Source organism: Cetobacterium sp. ZOR0034 (genome assembly GCF_000799075.1).
In the GTDB taxonomy this organism is placed as follows: Bacteria; Fusobacteriota; Fusobacteriia; order Fusobacteriales; family Fusobacteriaceae; genus Cetobacterium_A.
Map to the genome: position 1 here is coordinate 88,706 of NZ_JTLI01000007.1, position 14,172 is coordinate 102,877.

10 protein-coding genes are annotated in these 14,172 nt (G+C 31.6%); 4 read left to right on the forward strand and 6 right to left on the reverse strand.

Annotated features, from left to right (window positions below; genetic code table 11):
• Window positions 1-3: 3 nt before the first annotated feature.
• Together L992_RS02595 and L992_RS02600 are read right to left on the reverse strand one after the other, a co-directional pair.
• Entirely contained in the window at window positions 4-1,653 is a 1,650-nt protein-coding gene (locus L992_RS02595; protein WP_047394214.1) for an alpha-glucosidase, read from the reverse strand.
• 142 nt (window positions 1,654-1,795) lie between these two features.
• On the reverse strand, window positions 1,796-2,779 hold the full coding sequence (locus tag L992_RS02600) for a LacI family DNA-binding transcriptional regulator (RefSeq protein WP_047394217.1): 984 nt from the start codon (window positions 2,777-2,779) through the stop codon (window positions 1,796-1,798).
• A 181-nt stretch (window positions 2,780-2,960) separates the two neighbouring features.
• Here L992_RS02600 and L992_RS02605 point away from each other — a divergent pair, with 181 nt between their 5' ends.
• The 3 genes from L992_RS02605 (at window position 2,961) to L992_RS02615 (ending at window position 6,972) form a co-directional block, all read left to right on the forward strand.
• A complete protein-coding gene (locus L992_RS02605) occupies window positions 2,961-3,812 on the forward strand; it encodes a sensor domain-containing diguanylate cyclase (protein ID WP_047394219.1) in 852 nt (283 codons plus the stop codon).
• Window positions 3,813-4,018: 206 nt separating this feature from the next.
• Window positions 4,019-5,635, forward strand: coding sequence for an alpha-glucoside-specific PTS transporter subunit IIBC (locus tag L992_RS02610; RefSeq protein ID WP_047394221.1), 1,617 nt, complete (start codon window positions 4,019-4,021; stop codon window positions 5,633-5,635).
• A gap of 11 nt (window positions 5,636-5,646) precedes the next feature.
• Window positions 5,647-6,972: a 6-phospho-alpha-glucosidase gene (locus tag L992_RS02615; RefSeq protein WP_047383688.1), complete on the forward strand. Its 1,326-nt coding sequence runs from the start codon at window positions 5,647-5,649 to the stop codon at window positions 6,970-6,972.
• Between the two features lie 25 nt (window positions 6,973-6,997).
• On the opposite strand, the gene L992_RS02620 is transcribed toward L992_RS02615, so the two are convergent.
• From L992_RS02620 to L992_RS02635, 4 genes are all read right to left on the reverse strand, one after another.
• The gene (locus L992_RS02620; RefSeq protein WP_047383690.1) at window positions 6,998-7,714 is read right to left on the reverse strand and encodes a MurR/RpiR family transcriptional regulator; all 717 of its coding nucleotides are present in this window, start codon (window positions 7,712-7,714) and stop codon (window positions 6,998-7,000) included.
• Between the two features lie 96 nt (window positions 7,715-7,810).
• Window positions 7,811-9,436, reverse strand: coding sequence for a PTS transporter subunit EIIC (locus L992_RS02625; RefSeq protein WP_047394223.1), 1,626 nt, complete (start codon window positions 9,434-9,436; stop codon window positions 7,811-7,813).
• Window positions 9,437-9,452: 16 nt separating this feature from the next.
• Complete coding sequence (locus tag L992_RS02630) at window positions 9,453-12,014, reverse strand: glycoside hydrolase family 38 C-terminal domain-containing protein (RefSeq protein WP_047394226.1); 2,562 nt, start codon at window positions 12,012-12,014, stop codon at window positions 9,453-9,455.
• A gap of 79 nt (window positions 12,015-12,093) precedes the next feature.
• Complete coding sequence (locus L992_RS02635) at window positions 12,094-12,810, reverse strand: MurR/RpiR family transcriptional regulator (protein ID WP_047394229.1); 717 nt, start codon at window positions 12,808-12,810, stop codon at window positions 12,094-12,096.
• A 140-nt stretch (window positions 12,811-12,950) separates the two neighbouring features.
• On the opposite strand from L992_RS02635, the gene L992_RS02640 reads away from it, so the two are divergent.
• On the forward strand, window positions 12,951-14,102 hold the full coding sequence (locus L992_RS02640) for a glycerate kinase (protein ID WP_047394231.1): 1,152 nt from the start codon (window positions 12,951-12,953) through the stop codon (window positions 14,100-14,102).
• Window positions 14,103-14,172 lie beyond the last annotated feature (70 nt).

The window sequence follows — 14,172 nt, forward strand, 5'->3', positions numbered from 1 at the left end:
TTATTAAATTTTATAAACTACACTTTCATAAGCTCTAATCTGAAACTCTTTAGATTCTCTAGTCATATTCTGATAATTAGATATCACTATGTTTTCATCTTTTAATTCAAACTCTGAAAGATCTAAAGTCTTCTCATTTTTACTCAGATTAGCTAAAACCAAATATTTTTTATCTTCTGATTCTCTTAAATATGCAAACACATCCTCATCACTTTCTAAAATCAGTTTAAAATCTCCATGTATTAAAGTTCTGCTTTCTTTTTTTAACTTTATCAAATTTTTATAATAGTTGTAAATAGAATTTTTATCATTCAGTTGATTTTTTACATTTATAACTCTATAATTCTCGTTTACTTTTAACCAAGGTTGTCCTAAAGTGAATCCAGCATTCTCTGAATCATCCCATTGCATAGGAGTTCTAGAGTTATCTCTAGACGTATTTGATAAAATCTCCAAAACATCTTTTTCCGGTACTCCAGCCTCTAGTTTTTCTTTTCCTTCATTTAAACTTTTTACATCTTTAAACTCTGAAAGCGAATCAAAATTTGTATTAGTCATACCTATCTCTTGTCCTTGGTATATAAAAGGAGTTCCCTTTTGTAAAAAATATGCTGTTGCAAAAGCTTTCGCTGATTCTGACCAATACTCCTTATCGTTACCCCATGTCGATGTACTTCTTGGTATATCATGATTCTCTATGAAAAGAGCATTCCACCCCTTATCTTTTAAAGCTATCTGCCACTTATTTAAAACATCTTTATATGCTTTTGGAGAAAATTCTGCTTTCCCCTCATAATCCCATAACTTTAGATGCTCAAACTGGAATATCATATTGAACTTTCCTCTTTCACTACAAACCCACTCATCGGAACTTTCAGCATCTACCCCATTCGCTTCTCCCACTGTAACTATATCATACTTATCAAAAGTTGACTCCTTTAGCTCTTTTAGGTATTTTTGGATTCCATCCACATTCATATGCATATCAAAAGAATCAACATATCTCTTTCCCAGAGGATTTGGCATATCCGGAAACCCTTCAGCTTTTTTTATATGACTTATTGCATCTACTCTAAATCCATCAATTCCTTTATCCAACCACCAATTCATCATTTTATAGACTTCTTTTCTCATATCCTCATTTTCCCAATTCAGATCTGGTTGTTTTTTAGAGAAAAGATGAAGATAGTACTCATCTGTTTTTGAGCAGTGCTCCCAAGCTGATCCTTTAAATATACTCTCCCAGTTATTTGGTTCAGCATCATCTTTTCCCTCTTTCCAAATATACCAATCACGTTTTGGATTGTCTTTTGATTCTCTGGCCTCTATAAACCATGGGTGCTCATCACTTGTATGATTTATAACAAGATCAATTATAAGTTTCATATCACGTCTATGAGCTTCAGCTAACAATCTATCAAAATCTGACATATTTCCAAACTCTTCTAAAATATCTTTATAATCACTGATGTCATATCCATTATCATCATTTGGACTCTTAAAAAACGGAGATACCCAAATCAAATCAATACCTAACTCTTTTAAGTAATCTAACTTTTCAATTATACCATTTAAGTCCCCAATTCCATCTCCATTAGAATCTTTAAAACTTCTTGGATAGATTTGATAACCCACAAGTTCTTTCCACCACATTTTATCTCCTCCAATTTTGTGCAAACGTTTGCCTTTTTTTATGAAACCATTCTAGCATTTTTTTAAAAATTTGTCTATATACAAAACAAAAAAGTTGCAAAAAAGTTACTACATACTTTTTTACAACTTTATTTTAATATTATTACAACTCTATATTCACCACTCTGCTACTATTTTCAGATTTATCTTCGATATGATCAATCAAAATATCAACAGCCTCTATTCCTAACTTTTCAGGTTTTATATCTACTAAATAAACTTTTTCACGCCAACTCTCTTTTAAATTCGTCTTATTGAAACTTACAATATTTACATCATAATTTTTCTTCTCTTCTAAATATTCTAAAAATCCTTTCAATAGATTATCTTCAGAGATTATAAAATTCTTAGGATTTTCCAATTTAAATATTTTTTTAGCTAAACGATACCCCTCTTCTCTTGAAAAATCATTTCCTAAAAAGATTTCACTTTCCAACCCTAACTCATTTGAAGCAGATTGAAATCCATCTATACGATTGTTTGTCATTGTTAATTTTTTATCTCCTCCAACAAAAAATATCTTTGATTTTTCCAATCTCTTTATTGAAGGAAATAAAATCTTTTTTACAGCTTCATAAGTAGCTTTCAAATTGTCATTATCAACCCATAAAACCCCATCTTTATTTTCTGGTTCACCTATTATAACAAAAGGAAATTTTAACTCTTTCAAAAATTCTATACTTTTATCCTCTTTTCTAGTCGACATCAAGCAAATCCCATCTACAAATCCACTTTCAACGAGTTTTTTGGTACTCTCATACTCCTCTTTTTCATTTTTACAAAAGTCATACATAATATAGTAATCTCTTTCTTTAGCTTTTAAACTTATCCCTTGCATAATCTCTATAAAAAATGGACTCGAAAATAGTTTTATAGCTTCTTCAGGCATAATAACTCCAAGAACTCCACTTTTTTTCTTCACTAAACCTCTTGCCATTATATTCGGTTTATAATTTAATTTTTTTATTGATTCTCTAACTTTCTCTTTTGTACTTTCACTTATTTTAGAGCTATCAGATATCACTCTTGAAACTGTTGAAATAGAAACTCCTGCATCTATAGCAATCTCTTTTATTGTTATTTTCATTTTTCTAGCTCCCTATAACTTTATTTTTTTACATTATAGCGAACTTTTTTGTATTTACAAAACATTTTTTATTTCAATTTTATTTTTTAGTAGATTTTTTTTTATAATATAAGTATAATATAATGCACTAATATAATTACAAATCATTAATTATAAATATAAGGGAGGGTTATGTAAAATTATGTCTAATATAAATTTCTTTGAAAAAATAAGTTGTAGCGCTTTAATCTGTAAAAATGACCCTTATTCTACAATACTTCAGGCAAACTCTGCTTTTTATAAATTAATTGGATACACTAAAGAGGAGATGTTTCAACTTTTTGAAAATAAATTTTCTGAATTAGTCATAGATGATCTAGAAGAGATCTTAAAAAAAGTCGGTAATGCAGTAAAAGATAAAAATGTTTTGGATTATGAATATAGAATAAAAAATAAAAATGGAGATATCTTGTGGATTCACGATATAGCAACATATAATCCCGAAGATGATCTTTTTTATGTTGTTATTATGGATATTACATATCGTGAAAACATCTTAAAAAATATCTCTAAATCTTCAGAACTTGATTCTTTATCTAAACTTTTAAATAGAGGTGCTTTAGAAAAAAGAATTGAAAAAAAGATTTCAAATAAAAAAACTGAATCTCAAGCTATATTTCTGATTGATTTAGACAATTTCAAACAACTCAATGATACTATGGGACACCAAGTTGGAGATGAAATTATAAAAATAACTGGTGAAAAACTAAAATTAATTTTTGGAAAAGATTCTATTGTTGGTCGACTTGGAGGAGATGAATTTATTGTTTACTTAGATAATCCTTCTTCTGAAAAGCTACTTCATCATTATGCTGAAAACATTTTAAATAACTTAAAATTTGATTCAAATAACATTATTATCGAATCATCTATAGGTGTCATTTATGACAAAAATAAAATTTATAACTTCGATAACTTATATAAATTTTCAGATATTGCACTTTATGAAGTCAAAAATAAAAAAAAGGGCAATTATATACTAAAAAGTATTTGAATTCCAAAAATAAATGAAATATACTTAGAGGCTTTTTATTGAGCCTCTTTTTTTATATTTATCTAAAATTATACATAGAAATTTGAACGTAACATGTTACGTTCGTTGTAATGTGTGTTTTTAAGCCTCCAAGTATTGATTCTGAACTTTTTTTATTGTATACTCAGATTAACAAAGGATCCTAGAAAAAAATTAGGAGGTACAAAATGTTAAAATTCTTTCAAAGATTAGGTGGGGCACTTTTTGCACCTGTGCTACTTTTCCCGTTTGCAGGTTTAACAGTTGCTTTAACTATTATTTTAAAAAATCCAGATTTCGTTGGTTCTCTTGCAGATCCAAATGGTACTTTCTACAAACTTGTTTACATAATCGAAGAGGGTGGTTGGACAGTATTTAGACAGCTTCCATTAATTTTCGCTGTTGGTTTACCTATTGGTTTAGCTAAAAAAGCTCATCCGAGAGCTTGCTTATCAGTTTTAGTAACTTATCTTACTTACAACTACTTTATTAATGCCATCTTAACATTTTGGGGGAGTAGTTTCGGAGTAGATTTCACACAAAATATCGGTGGCTTAAGTGGACTTACTACAATTGCAGGTATTAAAACTCTAGATACAAGTATTGTTGGGGCTATTGCTATCTCTGGTCTAACAATCTATATACACAATAAATTTTTCGATACAAAACTACCTGACTTTTTGGGTATATTCCAAGGAAGTGCCCTTGTTGGAATGATTGCCTTCTTAGCTATGATTCCAGCATCATACGTAACATGTTTGGTGTGGCCAAAAGTTCAGATGGGAATCTCATCTTTACAGCTACTGATGACATCATCTGGAACTTTTGGAGTTTGGTTATACACTCTACTTGAAAGAATTCTTATTCCTACTGGACTACATCACTTTGTTTATGGTCCATTTATATTCGGACCAGCTGTTATTGATGGTGGTATTCAAGTAGCTTGGGCACAAAATTTATCGACTTTTGCAAACTCAACTCTGCCGTTAAAAGAACTTTTCCCTGCTGGTGGATTTGCACTACATGGAAACAGCAAAATGTTTGGAGCTATTGGTATAGCCTTAGCTATGTATAAAACAGCTCGGCCAGAAAAGAAAAAAGTCGTTGCTGGACTTCTAATACCAGCTGCACTTACAGCTGTTTTAGTTGGAATAACTGAACCATTAGAATTTACATTTCTATTTATTGCACCTTTCCTGTTTGCAATACATTCTGTTTTAGCAGCTACTATGGCCGCAGTTATGTATGCATTTGGAGTTGTTGGAAATATGGGATCAGGACTTATTGAAATTGCCGCTATAAACTGGATTCCACTTTTCAAAAATCATAGTTCTATAATGTTTACACAATTAGCAATTGGAATTGCTTTCATTCCTGTTTACTACTTTGTTTTCTCTTTCTTTATAGAAAAATTTAAGTTAAAAACTCCTGGAAGAGAGGATGAAGAGGAAGAAGTTAAACTTTATACAAAACAAGACTTTAAAAATAAAAAAGATTCTAAAAATGGAAATATTGTAGTTGAAAATGCTTATTTTGATCAAGCTTACTCTTTCCTTGAAGCTTTAGGAGGAGCTAGTAATATAGAGGTTGTAAATAACTGTGCAACTAGACTTAGAGTAACTGTTTTAAATGAAAGTTTAGTGGAAAATGATGCAACTTTCAGAGCCGCTGGTGCTCATGGTGTTGTTAGAAAAGGAAAATCATTCCAAATTATCGTGGGGTTATCTGTTCCACAAGTTAGAGATTGTTTTGAAGATTTAATGAATAAAGAGTTAGAAAATACAAAAAATTTAATTAACGTATAGGAGGATTTATTATGAAAAAGTTTTCAATTTTAATCGCAGGTGGAGGAAGTACATTTACTCCAGGAATAATTTTAATGCTACTAGACAATTTAGACAAGTTCCCAATCAGACAGATTAAAATGTATGATAATGACGCTGAAAGACAAGCTAAAATTGGAGATGCTTGTGCAATACTTTTAAAAGAAAAAGCTCCAGAGATAGAGTTTAGTTATAGTACAAAACCAGAAGAGGCTTTCACTGATATAGATTTCGTTATGGCTCATATCAGAGTTGGAAAATATCCAATGAGAGAATTAGATGAAAAAATACCTTTAAAGCATGGAGTTGTTGGTCAAGAAACTTGTGGTCCTGGTGGAGTTGCTTATGGTATGAGATCTATCGGAGGAGTTATCGAACTGATTGACCACATGGAGAAATACTCTCCAAACGCTTGGATGTTAAACTATTCAAATCCAGCTGCTATAGTTGCTGAAGCTACAAGAAGATTAAAACCAAACTCAAAAGTACTTAATATCTGTGATATGCCAATTGGAATTGAAGTTAGAATGGCTGAAATTCTTGGATTAAATTCTAGAAAAGATATGGATATAATGTATTATGGTTTAAATCACTTCGGTTGGTGGAAATCTATAAAAGATAAAGCTGGAAACGATTTAATGCCAAAAATTAAAGAACATGTTGCAAAGTTTGGATACGTGGAGGATAAGGGGGATAACCAACACACAGATGCTAGCTGGAACGATACGTTTGCTAAAGCAAAAGATGTATACGCTGTAGATCCTACAACTTTACCAAATACTTACTTAAAATATTATTTATTCCCTGATTATGTTGTTCAACACTCTGATAAAGAGTATACAAGAGCAAATGAGGTTATGGATGGAAGAGAGAAATTTGTGTTTGGAGAGTGTGATAGAATAGTTAAAAATAAAACTTCAAAAGATACTGGTCTACATATAGATGAGCATGCTTCATATATAGTTGACTTAGCTAGAGCCATTGCTTTCAATACAAAAGAGAAGATGTTATTGATTGTGGAAAATAACGGCGCTATCGTTAATTTTGATTCAACTGCAATGGTTGAAATCCCATGTATAGTTGGAAATGGTGGTCCTGAGCCTTTAGTTATAGGAGCTATTCCTCAATTCCAAAAAGGACTTATGGAGCAACAAGTTTCTGTTGAAAAACTGACTGTTGAAGCTTGGATAGAGGGTTCTTACCAAAAGTTATGGCAAGCTCTAACTATGTCAAAAACTGTTCCAAGTGCAACTGTAGCAAAAGCAATTTTAGATGATTTAATAGCTGCAAACAAAGGATACTGGCCAGAATTAAAATAATAAAAAACTAAAGGGAACTATTTTACTAGTTCCCTTTTAAATATCCATCTATTAACTCTTCAAAGAAAAGAATACTATTTCCAAAAAAATCATTCTTCTCTAAATTCCTATCATCTAATAGATTACTATTTTTTACTACAAATGTTACTTCAGAAATTTTTTCCATACTACTTCCGACTATCCCTGTTATCACAATAATTGGAACACCATTCGCCTTTGCCTTATTACAAAGATTTAATATAGCTGCTGTTTCTCCTGATTTCGAAACAACAATTAGCAGTGGTTTCTCATCATAATCTCTCTCAACATTCTCCATATATTCAGACATCATTGAAAAATACCCTAAAACCATAAGTTTATCATTTATATATCTTGCTATATGAGCTGAAAATCCAACTCCATGAACAAATATAGCCCCTCGTTTTCTTCCTTTTAAAAGATTCCTAAACTTCATACCTTTTTGTAAAGTGAAGTCCTGACAATAACTGCTCTTTAAATCTTTCTCTGCTGAATTAGATTTAAGACTCAGCTCTAATCTATAAACCATATCGATAAATCCTTTATACCCCAACTTTTTAGAAAGATTCATAACCACAGAAGTAGAAGCAAAACACTCTTTTGCAACACCTCTAACTCCAACTTCTAAAGCTTTTTCAATGTTGTTTACAATATAGCTAAGTGCTAACTCCTCTGATTCTGTCAGATTATATCTTTCACCTAACTTATAGATATCTATCTCCATATTTCCCCATTCCTTTTTTATTTACTACTCCAAAAACAATTATAACATATAAAAATAACTGAATTCAATAAATGAACTCAGCTATTTTTTATATTGTTATTTCGCCCCAAAAATATAGTCATCTAAAAGATTTCTCATTTTTGTAACTCTTCCCCCGAAAACTATATGAACATTACTAGAATCTGGAACTATCACTCCATTAGGCTTAGTCTTTTTAATTAAATCTACATTAACTATTGAACTATCCTTTACCTCTATTCTAAGTCTTGAAATACAGTTATCAACTTCAACTATATTTTGTAATCCTCCAAGACCATCTATTAGATCTTTAACCTCACTATTTGCAGAGGTATTCTCAACTTTTGTATCTCCAGCTTTACAGCTTTCTTCATCTTGAGTATCTTCAAAGTCAGATGCATTTCTTCCTATTATCATAACATTGAACTTTTTTATTGTAAAACTATAAACAAAGTAATACATGATAAAGAATATTGGTCCGATTGCTAAGAATAGATGCCATTTTGTAACTGTTCCTTGCAGTGCTCCAAACACTATCCAGTCAATTAATCCACCTTGGATATTTCCAATTGTAACCTCTAGCATTGCTGGCACCATAAATGCAAGTCCTGCTAAAACAGAGTTCATAAACCAAAGTGCTGGTGATATAAATATAAATGTAAAATCAATTGGTTCTGTTATTCCTGTAAGTATAACTGCTGTTAATCCAGGTATGAAATACTTTAAGAACTTCTCTCTCTTTTCAGGTAAAGCACACTTATACATAGCAAATAGTGCTCCTGGCATTCCAAATACCATGTGTAAAATCTTTCCTTGAGCTAAGTAAACCGTAGCCTTTGGAGAGAATGGAAGGTGATTTTCTAACTCCGCAAAGTAGATGTTCAGACCTCCAACTTGAGTAGTTCCTGCCACATTCTCTATTCCACCAAGAGCTGTAAATCTAAACGCTTGGTTTAAAATGTGATGAAGTCCAGTTGGATTTATAGCTTTTTCTACAAATCCATATAAGAATACTCCAAATGTTCCTAACTTTGATATAATAGTTCCTAAGCTCATGATTGCATCATTTATTATTGGCCAGATATAAACTAAAGCCATTCCAACAAGTGGCATCATTAAAACTGTAGCTATCGGTACAAATCTTTTTCCACTGTAGAAACTTAGAGCTGGATGTAACTCCACCTGTCTAAATTTGTTGTGGATAGCTGCTCCTAAAAGACCAGCTATCATTCCACCAATAACATTCATATTATATACAAATATTCCTAAAACATTTGTGAATAGTGCGTTATGAAGAGTCGCTTCAATTTGACTCATCCCCATAAGATTGATTAGGTAGTTTATATCCGTTGTTTTCGGTGTATAACCCTGCATAGCTAGAAGATAGTTCATTCCAACAAGCATAGCTATATAACCTATAACTGATGAGTATACTGCTACCTCTTTATCTCTTTTAACAACCCCTAAAGGAATAGCCATTGCGAAAAGTAGTGGCAATTGAGCAAATGGCACTCCTGATAATCTTCTAATAAAACCTAAAACTAATTGTGCTGTATCCCCTTGTAAAAAAGGTAAAAACTTAACTATATTTGGATTTTGTAAAGCTGCTGATAACCCTAAAAATATCGCCATGAATGATAGGATTGATATTGGAAACAGCAGAGTCTTTCCAAAACTTTGAAGCTCTTTTTTTAACTTTTGCATTTTAATACCCCTTTGACTATTTTCTATCGATAACGATGTTTAAAATCTCTTGGCTCTTTAAAGAGTAACTCTTTATAGCTTCTAATTTCTCTTCAAACATATTACTTAAGAAAACATCTCCATTTAATTCTATTTTAATCTCTCCTGCAGTTGGGTTAAACACTCTTAAGAAAGTATTATTTCCATCAGCACTCTCTTTTAAACTGCTTACTACCGCTCCATTTAGATCTATATTTAAATTAGTATCTATATTCTTTCTAACGTTTGGTACGTTTATGTTGAATCTGTTGAACTCTTTTAATTGATATCCTTCTACTGGTGTTAAGAATTCACGAGCTTTCTCACTGTTATTTTGCTCAGTTTTGAAGAATGTAAATCCTAAACTGAAGTTAAACTTCTCTTTGTAAAGTTGGTTATCTGGAGTTTCAATCTCAATTCCAGATGGTCTTCCTGGTCTATTTATAAGTTCTCTTTTTCCAAGATGAGAGAATGTTCTAAATAGAGTTATGTAAACTTTTTTATCTACTACTTCATACTCTTTTAATCCGTAAGAGTACATAGTCGCTTCTGAAGTTTCTGATTTTAAAGAAACATATGAGTTGAATGTTTCAATTGAAACTGGCTTTTCTGCCCACTTATCCTCTTCCCAAATGCTTAACTCTTTCTCAAAGTAAACTGGTTTTTCCACTACACATAGATGTGAATCTGATTCCACTCTATCTGTATCTATCTCTGTATTTAAAACCGCTCTGAATCTAGTATCTTCTAAGTAGTTTACATGTTCAATTCCAACTTTTACAACATCTTTAAGCCCTAAAGAGATTGTTACATTGAATTTTGCTGTAGCATCTAAAGATTTTTCATCTCTAGAGTTTTGATTCTTTGGTAATTTATATGTTAGGTTGTAATTTAAAATTGATTCGTCCTTCGACGTTAATACTGTGCATCCATCTATTACAACCTCTTTAGAGTCTATTATTAAATCTTTATGTGGTGGTGAGTAGTCATAACTATCTCCTGCATCTCCACTTGTCTCTATATAGAATGCATCTTCTATAACTCTGTTTTCAGATTTTAGTAGTACATTCAGCTTGTTATTTTCTACATAAATTTTATAGATATCATTTTCTATAGAATCTCCAACAACTTTTTCAGAAACTAAGCTATAGCTTTCTCCATCTTTATAAGATAAGTATTTTACAGATAATCCATCTATCTCATCTATTACGAAGCTTACTTTTGTTTTGAATACTTTTATATCTAAAAGTCTAGCTGCAACTTGTCTATCAATAAGTCCTGCATCTACAATCTCTTGCTCTAATACAGCGTACTCAATCTCTTTTTCACCATTTAAAATTTTAAAGTCGCTTGTTCTTGTTATGAACTCCATCTCAACTTTCTCATTTTTTCTAGCATAAGGTAGGTAGTTGTAAAGAGTAACTACATTCTCATCATTTGTTGAAGCTAAAGATATAAGTCTCATATAAAGTTCGATTTGAGTATCTAAAATCTCTTTTACTTGAGTTAATCTTTGTTTTATATCTCTATTTACTAAATCTGAGTTACATCCTCCGATACTATCATGTGCATGAGCTCCAAATAACTCTTTTAAGCACTTTTCGAATATCTCATGAGGGTAATCGATTCCTAACTCTTTTCCTAAAAGAGCAAGTGGCTCTAAAACATTGTATATTTTATACTCTAACTCTGTATTTAAAAGTTTTATATCCATTCTTGTTGAAGTTATTGTCTTATGAATTCTAGCATGCTTACTGTGGTTTAGCTCTCCCTCAACAGTTTCTAGGTTTATATCTCTTAGAGTATCAATGTAGCTTTCAAAATCAGATACAGCTACCTTATCCTCTTTATAGAAATCTCTCATGTTTTCCATAATAGAGTGGATATCCTTTTGAATTGGCATTTGGTCATGTCCATTCATAACTAATCTAGCATTTCCAGCTGAATATTTATCCAGAACCTTCATGATTTTTTCCATTCTTACTTTCAGCTCATCCTTGTCGCTCTCTAGATATTTAGCTCCTTGGTATCCTGTTGCTAAGTTTATTCCAAAAATTACGCTTCCATCGATTCCTTTCCATAAGAAATCTGATTTTTCTCCTTTTAACTCACTGTATCCTCTCCAGAAGAAAGTACTCTCTATTCCAAATTGTGAATAAATTTGTGGCATTTGAGCCGAATGACCAAACGTATCAGGAACATATCCTACGTTCATTACATCTCCATACTCCATAGCTTTCTTTACTCCGTAGAATAGGTTTCTAATGATTGATTCTCCGTGTACTAATAGTAAATCTGTTTGTGTATACCAAGGTCCAACTCTTAGAGCTCCCTTTTTAACTAAATTTTCTGTTCTTTCTTTCCACTTTGGTGCAAATTCGATAAAATCGTCTAACATAACACTTTGACCATCTAAAACATAGATTATATCCTCGTGCTTTTCTAAAAACTCTATAACTTCAAACATATGGTTTCTTAAAAGTACTTGTGTTTCAGCTTTTGTAAAATACCACTCTCTATCCCAATGTGTGTGCATTAATATTTTTATATCTCTACTCATTCTAATCGCCTCTTTGTTCTTTTTTTAACACTATTATAAACTAACTGAACAAAAAGTCTTAATCCTTTTTTGTGGATAATTATCCAATTTGAGATTTGTTTATCAACTCATTTATCATTATTATCATATGTAGCTGTTGCTCTCTCGATATGGCATCTAATTTATCTATCGATATATTATGAGTAAAAGCACAATCTGAAAGCTCATGTAGTGAACTCCCAAACTTTGTGATAGATATCACGACTTTCCCTCTGTCTTTGAAGCTTTTAGCAACATGTTTTACTCTCAGGGTTTCTCCAGAGCTTGAAATTATAAAAAGTATAAAATCATCAAACTTCTCTATCATCTTCTCCTCTGTTACAACAATTGCCTGAAATCCTAAGTAAAGTAGCTGTCTTTGAAAATAAAGAGCTGTTATCTCAGAAGCTCCCAAGCCGTAAATCAAAATTTTTCTATTTTTTTTCAAAATCTCTACAATCGGTTTTAAATCTTGAAAGTTTATATTTTCGATATAAAAAAATGTATTATTAATGCTACTATTTTTTGAATTTTTCATTTTTTGTAAATCTTGCTCTATAGAATACTTCAACTCACTGAAACCTTTAAAACCAAGTTTTTTACAAACTCTATTCACTGTAGCCTGTGAAGCATAAGCCTCTTCACAAAGTCTAAGAACAGAGTACTCAGGAATTTTTTCAAAATTTTTCTCTATAAAATCTAAAATACTCTCCTCGCTTTTTGTAAATTTTGCTTTTAACTCTCTTGTTTGCAAAACATTTATAATCCTATATTCCATCTAAGATCTCCCTCTCTATTTTTTTAATAGATATTAACATGAAACTGAATTTATGACTAATATTTTAAAAAAAATGTTGATAATCTGAAATAATTGTATTAAACTAATCGCAATTATTAAAATTTTTTTAGGAGGAAAAAATGAAAGTAGTAATAGCGATAGATTCGTTTAAAGGAAGCCTTAGTTCTGTAGAATTAGGAGCTGCTATAGAGCTTGGAATTAAGGAGGTTTATCCAGATGCTGAAGTAAAAAAAGTTGGAATAGCAGATGGAGGAGAAGGAACTTTACCAGCTTTAGTTGAGGGAGCTAATGGTAAATTTGTAGAACTTACAGTTCATGGACCACTTATGGATGAGATAAAAGCTAAATATGGTATTCTTGGAGATAACAGTGCTGTAATTGAAATGGCTGAAGCTTCTGGTTTACCTCTTTTAAAACCAGAAGATAGAAACCCTATGAAAGCCACAACTTTTGGGACTGGAGAGCTTATAAGAGATGCAATTTTAAAAGGATGTAGAGATTTTATAGTTGGTCTTGGTGGAAGTGCAACAAACGATGCTGGGGTTGGAATGCTTGCAGCTCTTGGATATAAGTTTTTAGATAAAAACAAAAAAGAGCTTATCGGTGGAGGAGAGATTTTAGATAAAATTGCATCTATCGATTTCACAAATGTATTGCCTGAATTAGCAGATTGCAAGTTTACAATCGCTTGTGACGTAGACAATCCATTCTACGGACCTAAAGGAGCTGCCGAAATCTACTCTCGTCAAAAAGGTGCAACAGAAGAGATGGTAAAAATTCTAGATAATGGTCTTATGAGCTTTGCTAAAGTTATAGAAAAGGAGATTGGAATAGATGTTTCAAATCTTCCTGGAGCTGGAGCTGCTGGTGGACTTGGTGGTTGTCTAATGGCCTTTTTCAAGGGTCAGCTAACTTCTGGAATAGATATCGTTTTAGAAACAGTTGAACTAGAAAAAACTCTTGCTGACGCTGACTTTGTTATAACTGGTGAAGGTAGATTAGATCATCAAACAGCTATGGGAAAAGCTCCTGTTGGAGTTGCAAAAATAGCTAAAAAATTCGATATCCCTGTTATTGGATTAGCTGGTGGAGTTACTGAGGATGCAGTTAAAACTCATGAAAAAGGAATTGATTCTTTCTTCTCAATCATAAACTATCCAATCTCTTTAGAAGAAGCTATGAAAAAAGAGACAGCGACTAAGTTTGCTAAGAGCAATGCCGAAGAAGTTTTCAGATTGATTAAAGTTTGTGAGAGAAAATTCTCTAAGTAAATATAATTCATTGATTCTCTCTATTCTTTTATTTAAGGTAAGCTAATTTTAGCCTACCTTTTTTTCATTT

Excerpts from the sequence above, each read along its gene's own strand:
- L992_RS02595 (WP_047394214.1), bottom strand. The coding sequence starts at position 1,653 with ATGTGGTGGAAAGAACTTGTGGGTTATCAAATCTATCCAAGAAGTTTT.
- L992_RS02600 (WP_047394217.1), bottom strand. The coding sequence starts at position 2,779 with ATGAAAATAACAATAAAAGAGATTGCTATAGATGCAGGAGTTTCTATT.
- L992_RS02605 (WP_047394219.1), top strand. The coding sequence starts at position 2,961 with ATGTCTAATATAAATTTCTTTGAAAAAATAAGTTGTAGCGCTTTAATC.
- L992_RS02610 (WP_047394221.1), top strand. The coding sequence starts at position 4,019 with ATGTTAAAATTCTTTCAAAGATTAGGTGGGGCACTTTTTGCACCTGTG.
- L992_RS02615 (WP_047383688.1), top strand. The coding sequence starts at position 5,647 with ATGAAAAAGTTTTCAATTTTAATCGCAGGTGGAGGAAGTACATTTACT.
- L992_RS02620 (WP_047383690.1), bottom strand. The coding sequence starts at position 7,714 with ATGGAGATAGATATCTATAAGTTAGGTGAAAGATATAATCTGACAGAA.
- L992_RS02625 (WP_047394223.1), bottom strand. The coding sequence starts at position 9,436 with ATGCAAAAGTTAAAAAAAGAGCTTCAAAGTTTTGGAAAGACTCTGCTG.
- L992_RS02630 (WP_047394226.1), bottom strand. The coding sequence starts at position 12,014 with ATGAGTAGAGATATAAAAATATTAATGCACACACATTGGGATAGAGAG.
- L992_RS02635 (WP_047394229.1), bottom strand. The coding sequence starts at position 12,810 with ATGGAATATAGGATTATAAATGTTTTGCAAACAAGAGAGTTAAAAGCA.
- L992_RS02640 (WP_047394231.1), top strand. The coding sequence starts at position 12,951 with ATGAAAGTAGTAATAGCGATAGATTCGTTTAAAGGAAGCCTTAGTTCT.